This is a genomic window from Streptomyces sp. NBC_01268, from assembly GCF_036240795.1.
GTDB lineage: Bacteria > Actinomycetota > Actinomycetes > Streptomycetales > Streptomycetaceae > Streptomyces.
The window spans coordinates 5181242-5197461 of the sequence record NZ_CP108454.1 but is presented as its reverse complement, the minus strand read 5'-3'; the positions used below and the strand labels follow the sequence as shown (position 1 = coordinate 5197461).

Here is a 16220-nt window from a genome sequence, read left to right as displayed (position 1 = left end):
GCGGCCCCCTCGGATTCGAGGGGGCCGCGTCGCTCGCTTGGTACGCGTGCGGGTCAGACGGCGGAGCCGGCCTTCCACGCCGACCAGCTCATGTTCCAGCCGTTGAGGCCGTTGTCGGGAGCGATCGTCTTGTCCCTGGAGTTCTTGACGATGACGACGTCGCCGACGATCGACTTGTCGTAGAACCAGGCGGCCTGCTGGTTGGGGTCGCCGGCGCCCTTGACGTCGGCGAGGCCCACGCAGCCGTGGCTGGTGTTCACGGAGCCGAAGATGGAGCGGGAGCCCCAGTAGTTGCCGTGGATGAAGGTGCCCGACGTGGACAGGCGCATGGCGTGCGGCACGTCCTTGATGTCGTACTCGCCCTTGCCGTCGGAGTCGGTGAAGCCGACGGTGGCGCCGTTCATCCGGGTCTCCTTGAACTTCTCGGAGATCACCATCTCACCGTTGTAGGTGGTGTTCTCCGGGGAGCCGGCGGAGATCGGGATCGTCTTGATCGTCTGGCCGTCCTGCTTGACGGTCATCGTCTTGGCGGCCACGTCGACCGTGGAGACCTGGTTGCGCCCGATCTTGAACGTGACCGTCTTCTGCTGGACGCCGAAGACGCCGTTCGCGCCCTCGACGCCGTCGAGGTTCAGCTTCAGCGTGACGGTGGAGTTCTCGGTCCAGTACTTCTCGGGGCGGAAGTCGAGCCGCTGCGAGTTGAACCAGTGGCCGACGACCTCCTGGCCGGTGCTGGAGGAGACGCTGATGCCGCCCTGGACGGCCTTCTTGTCGGTGATCGCCTTGTTGAAGTTGATCGAGACCGGCATGCCGACGCCGACGACGGAGCCGTCCTCCGGCGTGAAGTTGCCTATGAAGCTGTTGGCCTGCGAGACCGTGGTGAACGAGGAGTTCTCGTGCGCCTCGAGACCCGCGGTGTCCTGGGCGGTCGCCGCGATCTTGTAGACGGTGGCGCGCTTGAGCGGCCCGGTCGGCTTCCAGCTGAGGCCGTCGGCGGATATCTGGCCGTCGACCTTGGCACCCTCGGCGGACGTCATGGTGACGTCGGTCAGCTTGCCCTCGGCGACGGTGACCTTGGCGTCGTTGTTGATCGACGCGTTCTGGGCACCGTTCTTCGGCGAGATGGTGATCTGCGCCTTGGAGGTCTTCTGCGCGGCTGCCTCGTCGACCTGGGCCTGCGCGTTCTGTGAGGCGTCGGCGGCGCTGCCGCCCTTGTCACCGTCGTTGCACGCCGTGAGCACCAGCACGCCGCCGAGCACCGCGGCCGCGGCCGCCAGGCTCTTACGACGCTTGCCGTCCGTCATCACACGCTTCTCCATCGTCGCCGATTACCCTGACTTCCTACTGAAACACCCCTGCGGGCTCCTCCGGTTCCACAACCGGGGGATTTGTGGGGAACGCCACTGCCCGCCTCTGTTCGACACGCGCCGGCGGAGCGTCCGGTTCCCGTGCCCGTGCCGCTCACGGCACAGGGCCCCGGGACGCTGCCGCCCCGAGGCCCTGTGGAGCAGGGGTGCGCGGGGTCAGCCGCGGTCGTCCGCGTCGGCGTGCTCGTCGGCGCCTTCGGCGTCCTCCGGCCCCCCATCTTCGTCGTCGAGGTCCCACTCCATGGCATCGGGGTCGTATGCGATCTCCTCGCTGCTCCAGGAGGCCTGCACCATCTCGACACCGGGGACGGTGCCGACCAGGTCGAAGGGCTCGACGAGGTAGGCGAGGGCCTCGGCGCTGTCGTCCGCGACGGCGGCCCGGGCGTGCGCCCGCTCCTCCTCCGGCATGAACTCGTCGCCGTCGATCCGGCCGACGGCGGCCTCGGCGAGCGCGTCGGGTGCGTCGATCTCCAGGACCAGGTCGACCCGAAGCCGTACATAGCGTGATGTCTCGGAAGTGCTCATGGCCGGAGCGTAGAGCGCCGGGAGGCCTCGGCTTTCGCGCGACCCGGTGTGTTCATTAGCATCTCCTCACCTGCCAATTCGCGGTTTCCGCAAGGGGGATCACCACACCGTGTCCGTCGCCCGACGCCCGCTGCTCACCGCCACCGCCGCGGGGACACTCCTCTGCGCCCTGTGGTTCGTCCCGTCGGCGAACGCCACGGACGAGCAGCTTCCGGGGAGCCTCGCGCGCTCCTCCGTCTCCGACATCTCAGGCGGCTCCGACGGGGACGAGGACCCGAGACTCGCGGAGACCGGCAGCTTCGACACCACGCCGTACCTCCTGGGTGGGACGGCCTTCCTGGGCGTCGGGGCGGGCTTCGTGACCTTGGCGATGCGCCGGGGCGGCCGGGCCTCCTGACGGCGCTCGTACGCACGGAAGGGCCGCCCCCGGGAAACCGGGGCGGCCCTTCCGCTTACTGCCTGCTGCCTACTGCCTACTGGAGCGGGCCGGTGACGGGCTCGACGGCGGCGACGAGGGCGCCGTCCCGCACGAAGGCGTCGGCGGCGGCCAGGTCGGGCGCGAGGAAGCGGTCCGGGCCGGGACCGGCGACACCGGCGGCGCGCAGCGCCTCGATGGCGGCGACGGAGGCGGGGGCCGGGGTCAGGCCGTGGCGGAGCTCGATGCCGCGGGTGGCGGCGTACATCTCGACGGCGATGATCCGGTTGAGGTTGCCGATCGCGGTGCGCAGCTTGCGGGCCGCGGACCAGCCCATGGAGACGTGGTCCTCCTGCATCGCCGAGGAGGGGATGGAGTCGGCGGAGGCCGGGACGGCGAGCCGCTTCATCTCGCTGACCAGGGCGGCCTGCGTGTACTGGGCGATCATCAGGCCGGAGTCGACGCCGGCGTCGTCGGCGAGGAAGGCCGGCAGGCCGTGCGAGCGGTTCTTGTCGAGGAGCCGGTCGGTGCGGCGCTCGGCGATGGATCCGAGGTCCGCGGCGGCGATCGCGAGGAAGTCGAGGACGTACGCGACGGGGGCGCCGTGGAAGTTGCCGTTGGAGCGGACCTCGCCGTTGCCCAGGACCACCGGGTTGTCGACGGCGGCGGCCAGCTCGCGCTCGGCGACGAGGCGGGCGTGCGCCATGGTGTCGCGGCCGGCGCCGGCGACCTGCGGGGCGCAGCGCACCGAGTAGGCGTCCTGGACCCGGGGGGCCTCGCCGCTCTGGAAGTGGCCGGTGAGCTCGGAGCCCTTGAGCACGGCGAGCATGTTGGCGGCGGAGGCGGCCTGGCCCGGGTGCGGGCGGATGGCGTGCAGCTCGGGCTCCAGCACCTTCTCGGTGCCGAGGAGGGCCTCCAGGGAGAGGGCGGCGGTGATGTCGGCCGACTTGTAGAGGGTGTCGAGGTCGGCGAGGGCCATGATCAGCATGCCGAGCATGCCGTCGGTGCCGTTGAGGAGGGCGAGGCCCTCCTTCTCCTTGAGCTCGACGGGCGCGATGCCGGCGGCGGCGAGCAGCTCGCCCGCGGGCTTGACCACGCCGTCGGGGCCCTCGGCGTCACCCTCGCCCATGAGGGCCAGGGCGCAGTGCGAGAGCGGCGCGAGGTCGCCGGAACAGCCGAGGGAGCCGTACTCGTGCACGACGGGGGTGATCCCCGCGTTGAGCACGTCGGCCATGGTCTGCGCGACCTCGGGACGGACGCCGGTGTGGCCGGAGGCGACGGTCTTGAGCCGCAGGAACATCAGCGCGCGCACGACCTCGCGCTCGACCCGCGGCCCCATGCCGGCGGCGTGCGAGCGCACGATGTTGCGCTGCAGCTGGGCCCGCAGCTCGTGCCCGATGTGCCGGGTGGCGAGGGCGCCGAACCCGGTGGAGACGCCGTAGACCGGCTCCGGCTTCGCGGCGAGCGCGTCCACGGTGGCCCGCGCGGCGGCGAGCGCCTGGACGGCCTCGGATGACAGCTCGACGCGCGCGCCGTGGCGGGCGACGTCGATGACGTCCTGCGGGGTGGTGCCGGACGTCCCAAGGACGACAGTCTGCATATCCATATTCAGCACCCTACGGATTGAAGAGCGACCTGTCACTAGGGGAATCCGTCACCGTCCCGGTCCGGGACGGACCCTTACCGTTCCGGCGATCACCGCCGCCGGCCGGCCGGGCCTCTCCAGTCTGCCGCCCGAGACCCCCGGCCGCCCGGGGGCGCGGTGCGAGGCCCGCGGCCGGGCGGTGGCGCCGCCCGGCCGCGAGCGCCGGTCACCACGGTTCGGGCAGGGCCTTCCCCGTGGTGATCAGGCTGCGCAGGCTGCCGTCGACGAAGTGCGTCCAGGCCGTGGAGCAGGCACCGAAGCACTCGACGTCCGGCACCAGTCCGACATGGGTGAACCGCAGCTCGGTGCCGTCGGCCACGGGCGTGATGTCGAAGACGATCTCGCTGCCGGTCCACTCGCCCGGCTCCGAGACGAAGGACAGCTCACTGTCGGTGACCCGCCAGACCACCCGGCGCCCCGGCTCGTACGCGACGACCCGCTGGACGCTGTAGTGCTCGGGCGGGTGCCGGTAGGTGAACTCGGCGCCCGGCCCGTCGGCGCGCCCCTCGATCACGCCCGTCCACCAGGTACGGACGTCCGTGACGGCGGCGAAGACCTCTTCGGGCGACTGCGGGACGGTGTACGCCGTCGAGTACCCGCGCGCGGTGGGCGCGCCGCCGCCCGACGCCGAAGCCGATGCCGATGCCGGTGTCGATGTCGATGTCGATGTCGATGTCGTCATGGCTGCTCATCCCTTCGTTGCTCCTGGATCCGCTCGGCGATCCGCTTGATCCGCCGCAGGCGGGCGTCCCAGGTCTCGCCGACCGCCGACAACTGGGCGACCGCGCGGGCGAGCTGGGCCTCGTCCACCTCGTAGCGGCGCTCACGCCCCGACGGCGTGCCGTGCACCAGGCCGACGCGGTCCAGCACGCCGAGGTGCTTGGCGACGGCCTGCCGGGTGACGGGCAGCCGCTCGCTGAGCGTGGTCGACGTGCCGCCCCCTTCGTCGAGGAGCAGGTCGACTATCCGCCGCCGGGTCGGATCGCCGATCGCTGACCAGAGGTCGTCGTCGATGACGGTGCTCATGGCCGTACGACCGCCTTGGCCGCGTACGAGACGAGGCGCGGGAGGAAGTGGTCCCAGCCGCGGACGTGGTCGGTGTACGCCTCCTCCAGTACGGCGGCCTCCCAGCCGCGCTCGCGGAACCCGGTCTCCTTGAAGCGCAGCAGCGTGCCGTCCCCGGCCGGAACGAGGTCGAAGGTCACCAGGAACGAGTTCGTCTCGGTGGCCGCCTCCCCCTCGTACGCCCACCGGAACACGAACCGGCGCGGCGGATCGGCCTCCAGGACGGTGAGCGGCACGGTCCCGTGCCCGCCGAAGGTGATCGTGCCGGTACCACCGACGACCGGCTCCAGCTCGGCCTCGTCGGGCCACCACTCACGCAGGTGCTCCGGGGTGCTGATCACCTCGTAGACCACCTCGGGGGCGGCGTCGATGCGGAGCTCGCGCTCGATGCTTCCGTATTCCATGGGGTACCCCTGACCTCAGTGCAACCATCGGTTGCACATCAGCTTATGCGGCACACCACTGTCGCGCAACCATTCGTTGCGTAAGCCGTGCGGGGAGGGTCAGACCGCGCGCGTCCGCGCGTACGCGACGAACGCGGCCCAGGCGGCCGGCGCGGCCGTGAGCTCGCCGGTGGCGAGGTCCTTGGTGTCCCGGACGCGGACGACGCGGGGAGCGTTGTCGGCGACCTCGACGCAGGCGTCGTTGTCGTTGCCGCTGTAGGTGCTCTTGTGCCAGTTCGGGGAGGCCTCAGTCATCGTGTTCCTTCGCGATAGCACGCATCAGTTCCAGGGACGCCCGGACGCCCAACGCACCCTGTTGCAACAGATCATAGACACGCTGAAACCTCATCACCTCGACTGGATCCTCGGAGTAGTTACCCGTACTGAATCCCTCTGTGTACGCCCCTCGCTCACCCTTGGGAAGCGTAAGGAGCGCAACGGAACCAGCAACAGGTGTTCCCGAAATGGGAAGCACCTGGATGTTCACATGGGGGCGTTCGGACATCGTGATCAGGTGCTCGATCTGCTCCTTCATCACCTGCGCGCCGCCCATGTCACGGCGCAGACAGGCTTCGTCGAGCACGATCATCATCCAGGGCGCTTCGGGTCGTTCGAGTACCGTCTGACGCTCCAATCGCCTTCGCACATAGTCGCCGATCTGGGCCGAATCGCCCGCGAGACCCGCCTCCATCGCCGCGCGCGCATATCCGGCCGTCTGCAACAGGCCCGGCACCACGATCGAGAATTCATGAATGGCGGTGGCTTCGAGCTGCCGTCGCATGTACGTCTTCGCGTAGTCGCGCACGTTCTGCTCGGTGAGGATCTTCACGAGGTTCACGAGGGAACCGGGCGGAAGACGCAGGACGATCTCCAGCTTCCTCGCCAGGTCACGGTCCGGCGGATCCTCACCGCGCTCGATCTCGGAAATCCTGGTCCCACTGCTGAACGCCTTGGTCGCCACGTACGCCTGCGTCCACTCCCGCCCGAGTGCTAAGCGCGCCTCGCGGACCAGGTTTCCGAGGTACTGCTCGATGCTGTCCCCGGGATCCAGATCCTTCGCTCCTGGCATATGCCTCGTTCCTCACCTGCGCTTCGGGAACTCAACCACTGGTGAGCGTAGGAGCGTCCGCGCCATCGTGGAGGCGTCCCGGAGGAGATCCATCAGAAAGTGAGCCCTCCATGCGTACGAACACCAACGCACCCCCCGCCCCCATGAGGTACCGCGTCGGCGACGTCGTGACCGACGCGCAGCGGGCCCTCACCGGCCAGGTGCGGGACGTGCACGGCAACCTGCTGACCCTGGTACGGCCCAGCGGATACCTGTGGGAGGTGGCGATGGACCAGTGCTGGACGGCCAGCCCCGAGGAACGCCAGAGCCTGATCCCGCGCGGAGCCGTACGGGTCATCAGCACATCGCCCGCGCCGCCCTCTTCCTGACCGCGGTGGCCGTGGGCGCGCTCTGCGCGGCGCTCTGGCTCCGAACGGCATAGCGACACCGACCAACTCAAGGAGTGACATGGGTAAGCACGACGGCGGCACCGGCAGCGGTCAGGGCGGCAGCCAGCAGGACGACAGCAGCGGCGGACGCGGTCACGGGGGCGGGGGCTCCGAGACGAGTGGCGGCAACTCGTCCGACGGCTCCGGCCCCGCGAAGAAGTGAGCGCGCGCACGGAGGAGGCGGGCCCCTCGGGGCTCGCCTCCGTACTCCTCGCCTCGGGCGCGTTGCGACCCGACTGGCTGCCCGCGTTCAGGGCGGTCCCCCGGGACCTGTTCGTACCCGACCGCATCTGGCCGGGCATCGCGGACGGCACCCGGCAGAACCCGCTCGTGGACCGGGCCGTCGATCCGCACGGCTGGCTCGCGGCGGTGTACTCCGACATCCCCCTCACCACCCAGTGGGACGACGGCCGGCACGCCGGGGACGCCGTCGGCACCCGCCCGTCGAGTTCCAGCTCGCAGCCGAGCATGGTGTTCGCGATGCTCGACGACCTCGGCGTCGAGGACGGGCACCAGGTCCTGGAGATCGGCACCGGTACGGGCTGGAACGCGGGGCTGCTCTCCCACCGGCTCGGGTCGGACGCCGTGGTCTCGGTCGAGTTCGATCCGGAGGTGTCCGAAGGGGCGGCCCAGCGCCTGAGAACGGCCGGGCTCTCGCCCACCGTGATCGTCGGGGACGGACGACAGGGGTACGGGGTCCGGGCGCCCTACGACCGGGTCATCGCCACCTGCTCCGTCGGGGAGATCCCGCCCGCGTGGATCGAACAGACGGCTCCCGGCGGACTGATCGTCGCCCCCTGGGGAACGGAGTACGGCGGCGAGGCCATCGCGCGGCTCACCGTCGGCGAAGACGGCGCCGCCCATGGACACTTCACCCGCTCCAGCGCCTTCATGCGGCTCCGTCAGCAACGCCCGGACCTCCCCGACCACGACACGTACCTCAAGGGCGAGGAGTGGCCGGCGGGCGGCGTCAGGAGCGTGACGGCGCTCTCGCCCGCCGAGGTCGGCGGGTGGCTGGAACAGTTCGTGATCGGGCTGCGCGTGCCGGGGGCGTTCTGGACCGTCGAGCGGTACGACGACGGCGCGTACACGCTGTGGACGTACGGCACCGACGGCACCTCGTGGGCATCGACCGACCACGAGCCGGGTGCCACGGAGTTCGAGGTGGTGCAGTCCGGGCCCCGTCGACTGTGGGACGAGACGGAGGCCGCGTACGACTGGTGGGTGGGACAAGGGCGGCCCGGATTCGAGCGGTTCGGCCTGACCGTGCGGCCGACCTCGCGGGTCGCCTGGCTGGACCGGGCAACCGAACCCCTGACGTGAGGCGGGTCAACGGGGCGGACACGGCAGGTAGTTGATGCCTGCACGTCACCTTCACCCGCAAGTGGCATATTCACTCGATGCGTCCGTACCGCCACTCTCCGTGCGGTACGGTTCACGCAAATCGGCCCTCGCGATGGCGCCAACCATCTGCGAGGGCCTCACCACTAGTGGATTGGCCTCCACCGTGATGTACCGAAACTTTATCGCGCCCTCTCGCGGCTTCACCCAGTTCTCGCACGAGCTCATCCGCCATCCGCGGCTCAGTTCCGACGCCGTACGGCTCCTGACCTGGCAGCTCTCGCTCCCCGAGGGTGCGCGTGAGTCGTTGTCGCGGAGCGCCGAGCGCGCCCGGATCGGGGCATGCGCGTTCACCCGGGCGAAGCGGCAGCTGAAGGCGGAGGGGTTCATCCACGAGCGGCGGGTGCAGGGGCCCGGCGGGCGGTGGCTGACGCAACAGCTCGTCTCCAACGTGCCGTTGAGCGAGGCCCAGGCCGCCAAGCTGCTGGGGAGATCACCGGCTTCCGCGCAGGTCGCGCCGAGTCCCCGGATTCCGGCGGTCGGTGCTCCGACCACCCGGCCCGCCGACGGTCATCCAGGAAAAGACCACGGGGAGAACACCTCCGACCTTCCGCCGAGGCCCACGCCCGCTCCCGCTCCCGCCCTCACTCCCGCGCCGGGGGCTCCTGGCCCGGACGTACCGGAGGAGGCCCGCGCCCTCGTCGGCGTCCTGCCGCTGCTCTCCCCCGCCCTGCGGCACGTCCCGCCCGGCATGCGGGAGGAGTTGGCCCGGCTCGCCGCGGCCTGGCTGGCCGCGGGGCACACGTCCGCCACCGTCCACGAGCACATCCTGCGCGGCCTGCCCGCCGCCGGAACCCCGGTGCAGCGGCCCGGCGGCCTCGTCCGCTACCTGCTGCGCGACGTACCGCCCGTACCGGAGGCCAGGGCGCCGGTGCCGTCCCGGCTGGCCGGGACGCGGGAGTGCGAGGGCGACCACGTGCAGGCGACGCTCTTCCGGCCCGTCGGGGACGAGACCTTGTGCTGGAGCTGCCGGGCGGACGGCGCCCGTTCGTCCGCGTAGGGGGCGGGGCGTCACCCCCGGCCCCGGCCGGCGGCGGGCGCGCCCTCCAGGTTGCGGGTCATGCGCTCCAGGACGCCGACGGCGGTGCGGTACTCCTCCGGGGAGATGCCGCTCGCCGCGCGGGTCCGGAAGGCGGCGACGCGTTCCGCCGCCGCGTCGAGGCGGAACCGTCCGTCGGCCGTGAGGGCGAGCCGGGCGGGGGCCGGGCGGGCCGCCCAGCCGTCGGCGACGACGGTCTCGACGGCGGCGGTCAGCGTGGGGGCGTCGGCGTTGGCGGCGAGGAGGGTCAGGACGTCGGCGTCCGTGGCACCGTCGGCACCGGGCGCGTCCCTGACGACGTTGAGGACCTGCCAGGCGAGGCGGGTGAGCCCGGACGCGGCGAGCAGCTCGTCCATGGCACGGGTGAGGGCGCGGTCCGTGCGGTTCAGCCAGGAGCCGATGGGCTTCACGGAGGTCGTCGGCTTCACGCGCGGACCCCTTCGGCCAGCAGGGCGGTCCAGTCCTGGGCGGCGGCCCAGTCCGCGAACGTGTGCCAGCCGACCTCCGGGTAGGTGCGGCGCAGGGCGGCGACGTCGACGGCGAGGCCGTGGGCGGTGAAGTACGCGAACATCGCGGCCAGGTCGGTGGAGTGGCCGCGCACCACGTCGAGCGGCACCTCGTGGTGGGTGATCGGACGGCCGGTGGCGGCAGCGAGGGCGCGGGCGATCTCGGCGGGGGTGAGCACGTCGGAGGCGATGTCCACGCGGCGGCCGAGGAACTCCTCGCGGCGCTGGATGACCAGCGCGGCGAAGGCCCCGATGTCGGCGGCGGGGATGAGGGTGAGCGGCAGCCCGGACGGCATGGGCCAGCCGAAGGTGTCGTCGCGCAGGCCCTCCAGGGTCCAGCCGCCCGTGTAGTTGTCCATGAAGGCGGCCGGTGCGATCACCGTCCAGGGGACGCCGGAGGCCTGCACATACCGCTCGATCACGTGCTTGCTGTCGTAGTGCGGGACGCCGGTGCCGCGGTCGGCGTGGGCGGCGGAGGTCAGGACCAGGTGGCCGACCCCGGCGCTCGCGGCGGCGTCGACGAGCGCCTCGCCCTGGCGCATCTCGGTCGCGGTGTCGGTGCCGAACGGGGTGGTGACGGCGAAGAGCGCGTCCGCCCCGGCGAGCGCGGCGTCGAGCGAGTCGCGGGCGTCGAAGTCGGCACGGCGGAGCTCGGCGCCCAGGGCGCGCAGGGCCCCGGCGGCGGGCGAGGCGGGGTCACGGGTGAGGGCGCGGACGTGGTGGCCGGCGGCGAGCAGGGCGCGGGCGGTGGCGCCGCCCTGGGCGCCGGTGGCACCGGTGACGGCGACGGTCAGGGGGGTGGCGGGGTGCATCGGTTTCTCCATTCACTGCGTGACGCAATCTTTGCGATGCACAGACACTAACCCCATCACCTGCGTCACGCAGAGGTTTATCGGCGAGACGGCGCCGCCGCGTAGCCTTCACGACTCATTCATTGCAACGCTTGCCTGGATGGCGTTGCATTGAAGCCATTCCCGTTGCAACGATTCTTTGGCTCTGAGCTGCGTAAATACAGATTCCGCGCAACGAATGCGTTGCCAGATCCGAGAACGCAACGTAGCTTTTCCATCGTCAGAAACACAGACGAACGAAACGAACGCAGGAGCCCACGATGCAGAAGTTCGCCACCACCTCCCCCATCACCGCCGTCCTCGACATCCCCGCCGGCCGCGTCCGCGTCATCGCCGCCGACCGGACCGACACCACCGTCGAGGTCCTGCCCGCCCAGGCCTCCAACGGCCGGGACGTGAAGGCGGCCGAGCGGATCACGGTCGCGTACGGCGACGGGGTCCTCCGGATCGAGGCCGCGCCCGCGCCGCACCGGGTCCTCGGCAGCTCCGGTGCCGTCGAGGTGACCGTCCAGCTGCCGGCCGGCTCCCGCCTCCGGGCGACGGCGGCGAGCGCCGAACTCCGGGGCGTCGGGCGACTGGGCGACGTCTCCTTCGAGGCCGCGGAGGGCAAGGTCACCCTGGACGGGACCGCGGGCGCCCGCCTCGCCCTGCAGGCCGGCGACGTCTTCGTCGGCCGCCTGGACGGCTCCGCCGAGATCACCACCCAGAAGGGCGACATCACCGTCGCCGAGGCCGTGCGCGGCACCGTCGAACTGCGCACCGAGGCCGGGGAGATCGCGATCGGCGCCGCCCACGGCGTCTCCGCCTCCCTGGACGCCGGGACCCGCTACGGCCGGGTCCACAACTCCCTGCGGAACGCCACGGGTTCCGCCGCCCAGCTGAACGTCCAGGCGACCACCGCCTACGGCGACATCACCGCCCGCAGCATCTGACCGGCCCCCTCCAGCCCCGCACCCGACACTCAGCCGAACACCCCGAAGGAACACCCACCATGACCAGCACCACCACCGCCACCACCACCGCCTCTCCCTGGACCGGTCTCGTACCGATCGAGGACACCACCCTCGCCGTCACCGACACCGGCGGCGCCGGCCGCCCCGTCGTCTACCTCAACGGCTGCTACGCCGACCAGAAGCACTGGCGCCGCGTCATCGCCGAACTCGGCGACGGCTACCGGCACATCACCTTCGACGAGCGGGCCCGCGGCAGGTCCGGGCAGGCCGGCGACTACTCCTTCGAGGCCACCCTCCGCGACCTCGACGCCGTCCTCACCGCCCGGGGCGTCGAGCGCCCGATCCTCGTCGGCTGGTCGTACGGCTCCCTCATCGCCCTCAACTGGGCCGCCAGGAACCCCGACCGCGTCCACGCGGCCGTGGCCGTCGACGGCGCCCTGCCGCACGAGTGGCTGAACGACGCCCACCGCGAGCAGATCCGCACCCTCTTCCGCCGCCTCGGCCCGCTCTTCCCCGTCGCCCGCCGCCTGGGCATGGCCGCCCGCATGAGCGCCGCCCAGCACGCCGAGATCAACATCGAGGCCAACGAACTCTGCGCACCCGCCCGCCTCGACCCGGTCTTCGACGCGCTGACCGTGCCCGTCCGGTACGTGCTCGCCACCGGCGGCAACCTCGGCGGCGAGGCGAAGCTCATGGAGCAGATCCGCGCCAACCTCGACCCCGTCGTCGCACGGAAGCCGAACATCCGGGTCAGCGCCAAGGTGCCCAGCAACCACTCGAAGATCCTGCGCAAGGACTTCCGCGCCGTCGCCGCCGCGGTCCGCGACATCGCCGCCGCCCCGACCCACCCGGCGGCCTGACCGTGACCCGCCCCGCCGCCCGCCGCGAGCGGCCGCGCCTACACCGGCGGCGCGTCCCTGAAGCGGCGGCGGTCGCGCGCCCCGGGAGGCGCGTCCGCGAGGCGGATGACGGTGCCGTCCCGGCCCGCCACCACGGGCTTCACCGAGCGGGCGGCCTTCGCCTGGTACTGCGCCGCGTCGGCGAGGCGGAAGAGCCGGCGGGCCGACTTCAGCGGGCCGATCGGGTCGCCGGTCGACGCGACCCCGCAGGCGACGCCCTCGCCCAGCTCCAGCTCGGCGGCGCGCACGCACAGCTCCTCGGCGACGCCCACGACCTCGTCGGCGGTGGGCCCGACCGAGACCAGACAGAACTCGTCGCCGCCCAGACGCGCGGCGAGCGCCCCCGACAGCCGCGCCCCGCACCGTGACAGTACGGAGCCGAATCGTTCCAGCAGGCGGTCGCCGACCGCGTGGCCGTGCGTGTCGTTGACTCGTTTCAGACCATTGAGGTCGCAGACCACGAGGCTCACCACCGAGCCGTCGGTCCGATAGCGCTCGATCGCCTCGTCGAGGCGGGTGTCCACCGCCCGCCGGTTGGCGAGCCCCGTCAGCGGGTCCGTGAAGGCCAGCTTCCGGACCTCCTCCAGCCGCTCCGCCTGCGCGATCCCCGCCGCGACCACCGCGGCCAGCACCGTGGCGAAGTCCGCGTCGTCCCGGTCGAAGCGCACCTCCCCGGCCCGGCGCGCCACGTACAGCTCGCCCCAGGCCCGCCCGTGCAGCACGATCGGCGCGACGACGCAGCAGCCGCGCCCGCGCCGCCGCAGCCCGGCGACCCGGCCGGTGGGCACCCGGTCGTCGGCGGTCTCCACCCAGGCGTCGGGCTCCCCGCCGCCCGCCCACTGCTCGTGCAGGAACTCCGTGATCTCCGGGAACTCGTGCACGGGATACGTCTCCGAGTCCGGGAACTCCTCCTCGCCCACGGCCCGCTCCCCGGCATTCACCAGGACCTTCAGCCGCCCGTGGTCCCGCTCCCAGACCGAGAGCGCGGCGAAGCTGCCGCCGAGCGCCTCACCGGCGCCCAGCGCCGCGGCCCGCCAGAACTCGCGCGGGGTGTGCGCCGCCGCCATCGCCTGAGCCAGCGCCACCACGGCCCGCAACCGCACGTCCTCACCCATTCCTCCAGCTTAGGGAGGAATGATCTGTTTTCCCCTCCGAGACGTCACGGAAAGTTACATATGGTGAAAATTAGGACGATTTCGGGACGAGATGGATACGAAGTCGAAGCGTGCGCGGGCGAAGCGCGCGCCGGCCTCGGCGCGGCGGCCGTCCCGCCGCCGCGCTCACCGGCCGCCGTGCGCGGCCCCGCCCGCTACTCCCCCGGCCAGTTCGGCTTCCGCTTCTCGTTGAACGCCGCCACGCCCTCCGCCCGGTCGCCCGAGAAGGCCACCGAGCGCCAGGCCGCGTCCTCGACCTCGAGGCCCGCCCGCAGGTCCAGGCCCTGGCCGAGGCGCATGGCCTTCTTGGCGGCGCGCAGGCCGACCGGCGAGTTGGCCGCGATCCGGCCGGCGAGCTCCAGGGCCGCCGTCCGGGCGTCCTCCTCCAGCAGGTCCACCAGGCCCAGTTCGCGCGCCTCGGCGGCCTCGACCCGGCGGGCCGTGAAGACCAGCTCGGCCGCGCGGGCAGCGCCCACCCGGCGCGGCAGCAGCTGCGTACCGCCGCCGCCGGGGATGACGCCCACGGAGACCTCGGGCAGCCCGACCACGGCGGTCGCGTCGGCGACGATCACGTCGCAGGCGAGGGCCAGCTCGAAGCCGCCGCCGAGGGCGAAGCCGTGCACGGCGGCGACGGTCGGCATGGGCAGCTCCAGGACGCCGGTGTAGGCGGCCCGGGCGGTGGGCCGCTGCCGGACCAGCTCGGCGTCGCTGAAGGAGTTGCGCTCCTTGAGGTCGGCGCCGACGCAGAAGGCCCGGTCGTTGGAGGAGGTCAGCACGGTGACCCGCACGGACGGGTCGGCGGCCAGCGCGTCGCAGGCGGCGCCGATGGAGCGGGCCATCTCGGAGGAGACCGCGTTCATCGCCTTGGGCCGGTCGAGGACGAGCTCGGCGACGAATCCCTCCTTGCGGACCGCGACGAACTCACCGAACCGCAGCTCGGTCCGTCCCGACTGCCCCGACGCCTGCTCGGACGACTGCTCCGACATCACCGCACACCCTCCCGGTTAACGACTGTTCACCGGGATCCTAGGTCGGGCGGCGCCCCAGCAGCCAGGGCTCGACGACACCGAGTCCGCGGACCGGGCGCTGCCACATCGGCTGGAGCGCGAAGCGGTACGTGGGGGCGCGCTCGCCCTCCTTCTCCGCGCGGGCGGCCTCCTCCGCCGCCCCCGTCTCGGAGACGGGGGCCTCTCCGGTCCTGGTCAGCTCCTCGGCGAGGGCGCTGTCGACCAGGACGGCGTCCTTGGGGGCTATCGAGGTGAGCCGGCTGGCCAGGTTGACCGTGGTGCCGAAGACGTCGCCCATCCGGGTGGTCACGGTGCCGAACGCGATGCCGACGCGCAGCGCGGGCATGGTCTCGTCGTGACTCAGCGTCTCGATGAGGCGCAGCGCGATCTCGGCGGCGGTGCCGGCGTCGTCGGCGGCGTAGAGGACCTCGTCGCCGAGGGTCTTGATGAGCCGGCCGCCGTGCGCGGCGACCAGGTCGGCGCAGGTGGTCTCGAAGGCCTCCACGAGCTCGCCGAGCTCCTCCTCCTCCAGGCGCCGGGTGAGCCGGGTGAAGCCGACGAGGTCCGCGAAGCCGACCGCGAGCCGCCGGTCGACCATCTCCTCGTCGTCGGCGGCCTGGACGACCCGGCCGGTGGCGGCGGCCAGCTGGCGGCGCCACACGTAGATCAGGAACTCCTCCAGCTCGGGCAGGAGCAGTTCGACGAGGGGGTACGTGACCTCGGTGCGGGTCATGCCGGGCTCGGGCGGCTCGGTCAGGCCCTCCAGGAAGGAGTCGATCTGCCATTCGGCCAGCCGGGCGGTGGTCTGCCCGGTGGACCGGGCGACCTGGACGGCCATCGGCTCGCTGAGCAGCCCCGCCTCGACCAGGCCGGCGAGGCGGCGCAGCGCCAGGACGTCGGCCTCGGTGAGCGCCTTGGCCTGCCCGATGTCGGCGAAGCCCATGGCGCGCCAGAAGCGGGAGGCGAGCTCCATGGAGACGCCTGCGGTGCGGGCGGCCTGGAAGGGGGTGTAGCGGCGGTCGGCGCCCAGGATGAGCTGTTCCAGGCGGATCGCGAGGGGGTCGTCGGTCGGTTCGACGGTGTGGTCGACGACGTGGTGGGGGGTGGGGTACGCCGAGGGCGGCTCGGGCGCGGGGGCGGCCCCGGAGGCCCCGGAGGCCCCGGAGGGCGTCTCGGAGGAGGCTCCGGAAGCGGTTCCGGGCGTGTCCCCCGAGGGGGTGCCGGAAGGTGTCCCGGGAGCCGTTCCGGAGGAACCCTCCGTGGCGGAGGGTTCGGCTGGTTCGGCCACGCCGCCGCTGCTCGCGTCGTCGACGGTCACCGGCCGCCTCCTGCCCGTTCCCTGCCCACTGTCCTGCCGTTCTGTCGCGTGGACGGCGCTTCACGATCGCGCCCCACGAATCGGGCTCCACGATACGACAGGTGTGTGCTGGCTCACGCCCGAACCGGCCGCCAC

At 72.1% G+C, this 16220-nt stretch carries 20 protein-coding genes; 7 read left to right on the top strand and 13 right to left on the bottom strand.

Translation table 11 applies throughout. The features are described 5' to 3' along the window. Positions 1-53: 53 nt before the first annotated feature. Together OG309_RS23495 and OG309_RS23490 are read right to left on the bottom strand one after the other, a co-directional pair. The gene (locus OG309_RS23495) at positions 54-1319 is read right to left on the bottom strand and encodes a L,D-transpeptidase (protein ID WP_329423412.1); all 1266 of its coding nucleotides are present in this window, start codon (positions 1317-1319) and stop codon (positions 54-56) included. 204 nt (positions 1320-1523) lie between these two features. Further along, positions 1524-1892, bottom strand: a complete 369-nt coding sequence (locus OG309_RS23490) for a hypothetical protein (RefSeq protein WP_329423411.1) — start codon at positions 1890-1892, stop codon at positions 1524-1526. Positions 1893-2001: 109 nt separating this feature from the next. Here OG309_RS23490 and OG309_RS23485 point away from each other — a divergent pair, with 109 nt between their 5' ends. Then, positions 2002-2289, top strand: a complete 288-nt coding sequence (locus tag OG309_RS23485) for a hypothetical protein (protein ID WP_329423410.1) — start codon at positions 2002-2004, stop codon at positions 2287-2289. A 76-nt stretch (positions 2290-2365) separates the two neighbouring features. On the opposite strand, the gene hutH is transcribed toward OG309_RS23485, so the two are convergent. The 6 genes from hutH to OG309_RS23455 form a co-directional block, all read right to left on the bottom strand. Further along, a complete protein-coding gene (hutH, locus tag OG309_RS23480; protein WP_329428510.1) occupies positions 2366-3907 on the bottom strand; it encodes a histidine ammonia-lyase in 1542 nt (513 codons plus the stop codon). A 211-nt stretch (positions 3908-4118) separates the two neighbouring features. After that, a complete protein-coding gene (locus OG309_RS23475; protein WP_329423409.1) occupies positions 4119-4634 on the bottom strand; it encodes an SRPBCC family protein in 516 nt (171 codons plus the stop codon). Next, positions 4631-4978 (bottom strand): ArsR/SmtB family transcription factor, encoded by a 348-nt coding sequence (locus OG309_RS23470; RefSeq protein ID WP_329423408.1) that lies wholly within the window; start codon positions 4976-4978, stop codon positions 4631-4633. The genes OG309_RS23475 and OG309_RS23470 overlap by 4 nt, the downstream gene beginning before the upstream one ends. Then, on the bottom strand, positions 4975-5421 hold the full coding sequence (locus tag OG309_RS23465; protein ID WP_329423407.1) for an SRPBCC domain-containing protein: 447 nt from the start codon (positions 5419-5421) through the stop codon (positions 4975-4977). Before OG309_RS23465 ends, OG309_RS23470 begins: the two co-directional genes overlap by 4 nt. A gap of 99 nt (positions 5422-5520) precedes the next feature. After that, positions 5521-5715: a DUF397 domain-containing protein gene (locus tag OG309_RS23460; RefSeq protein WP_329423406.1), complete on the bottom strand. Its 195-nt coding sequence runs from the start codon at positions 5713-5715 to the stop codon at positions 5521-5523. Continuing rightward, a complete protein-coding gene (locus tag OG309_RS23455; protein ID WP_329423405.1) occupies positions 5708-6529 on the bottom strand; it encodes a helix-turn-helix domain-containing protein in 822 nt (273 codons plus the stop codon). The genes OG309_RS23460 and OG309_RS23455 overlap by 8 nt, the downstream gene beginning before the upstream one ends. Before the next feature lie 110 nt (positions 6530-6639). Here OG309_RS23455 and OG309_RS23450 point away from each other — a divergent pair, with 110 nt between their 5' ends. From OG309_RS23450 to OG309_RS23435, 4 genes are all read left to right on the top strand, one after another. Further along, positions 6640-6897 carry a hypothetical protein gene (locus tag OG309_RS23450; protein WP_329423404.1) on the top strand — a complete coding sequence of 86 codons (258 nt, stop codon included), beginning with the start codon at positions 6640-6642 and terminating at the stop codon, positions 6895-6897. Positions 6898-6976: 79 nt separating this feature from the next. After that, complete coding sequence (locus tag OG309_RS23445) at positions 6977-7120, top strand: hypothetical protein (RefSeq protein ID WP_329423403.1); 144 nt, start codon at positions 6977-6979, stop codon at positions 7118-7120. Continuing rightward, on the top strand, positions 7117-8280 hold the full coding sequence (locus OG309_RS23440; protein ID WP_329423402.1) for a methyltransferase domain-containing protein: 1164 nt from the start codon (positions 7117-7119) through the stop codon (positions 8278-8280). The genes OG309_RS23445 and OG309_RS23440 overlap by 4 nt, the downstream gene beginning before the upstream one ends. Positions 8281-8467: 187 nt before the next feature. After that, complete coding sequence (locus OG309_RS23435; protein WP_329423401.1) at positions 8468-9358, top strand: hypothetical protein; 891 nt, start codon at positions 8468-8470, stop codon at positions 9356-9358. 11 nt (positions 9359-9369) lie between these two features. On the opposite strand, the gene OG309_RS23430 is transcribed toward OG309_RS23435, so the two are convergent. After that, positions 9370-9825 carry a MarR family transcriptional regulator gene (locus OG309_RS23430; RefSeq protein WP_329423400.1) on the bottom strand — a complete coding sequence of 152 codons (456 nt, stop codon included), beginning with the start codon at positions 9823-9825 and terminating at the stop codon, positions 9370-9372. Beyond that, entirely contained in the window at positions 9822-10715 is an 894-nt protein-coding gene (locus tag OG309_RS23425; protein WP_329423399.1) for an NmrA family NAD(P)-binding protein, read from the bottom strand. The genes OG309_RS23430 and OG309_RS23425 overlap by 4 nt, the downstream gene beginning before the upstream one ends. Positions 10716-11014: 299 nt before the next feature. Here OG309_RS23425 and OG309_RS23420 point away from each other — a divergent pair, with 299 nt between their 5' ends. Both OG309_RS23420 and OG309_RS23415 read left to right on the top strand, forming a co-directional pair. Beyond that, positions 11015-11686, top strand: coding sequence for a DUF4097 family beta strand repeat-containing protein (locus tag OG309_RS23420; protein ID WP_329423398.1), 672 nt, complete (start codon positions 11015-11017; stop codon positions 11684-11686). A gap of 59 nt (positions 11687-11745) precedes the next feature. Then, positions 11746-12567: an alpha/beta hydrolase gene (locus tag OG309_RS23415; protein ID WP_329423397.1), complete on the top strand. Its 822-nt coding sequence runs from the start codon at positions 11746-11748 to the stop codon at positions 12565-12567. A gap of 38 nt (positions 12568-12605) precedes the next feature. Here the strand turns inward: OG309_RS23415 and OG309_RS23410 are convergent, their stop codons facing one another. From OG309_RS23410 to OG309_RS23400, 3 genes are all read right to left on the bottom strand, one after another. After that, positions 12606-13721, bottom strand: coding sequence for a GGDEF domain-containing protein (locus tag OG309_RS23410; RefSeq protein WP_329423396.1), 1116 nt, complete (start codon positions 13719-13721; stop codon positions 12606-12608). Between the two features lie 194 nt (positions 13722-13915). Continuing rightward, complete coding sequence (locus OG309_RS23405; protein ID WP_329423395.1) at positions 13916-14746, bottom strand: enoyl-CoA hydratase/isomerase family protein; 831 nt, start codon at positions 14744-14746, stop codon at positions 13916-13918. Positions 14747-14786: 40 nt separating this feature from the next. Continuing rightward, positions 14787-16085 (bottom strand): adenylate/guanylate cyclase domain-containing protein, encoded by a 1299-nt coding sequence (locus OG309_RS23400; protein WP_329423394.1) that lies wholly within the window; start codon positions 16083-16085, stop codon positions 14787-14789. Positions 16086-16220 lie beyond the last annotated feature (135 nt).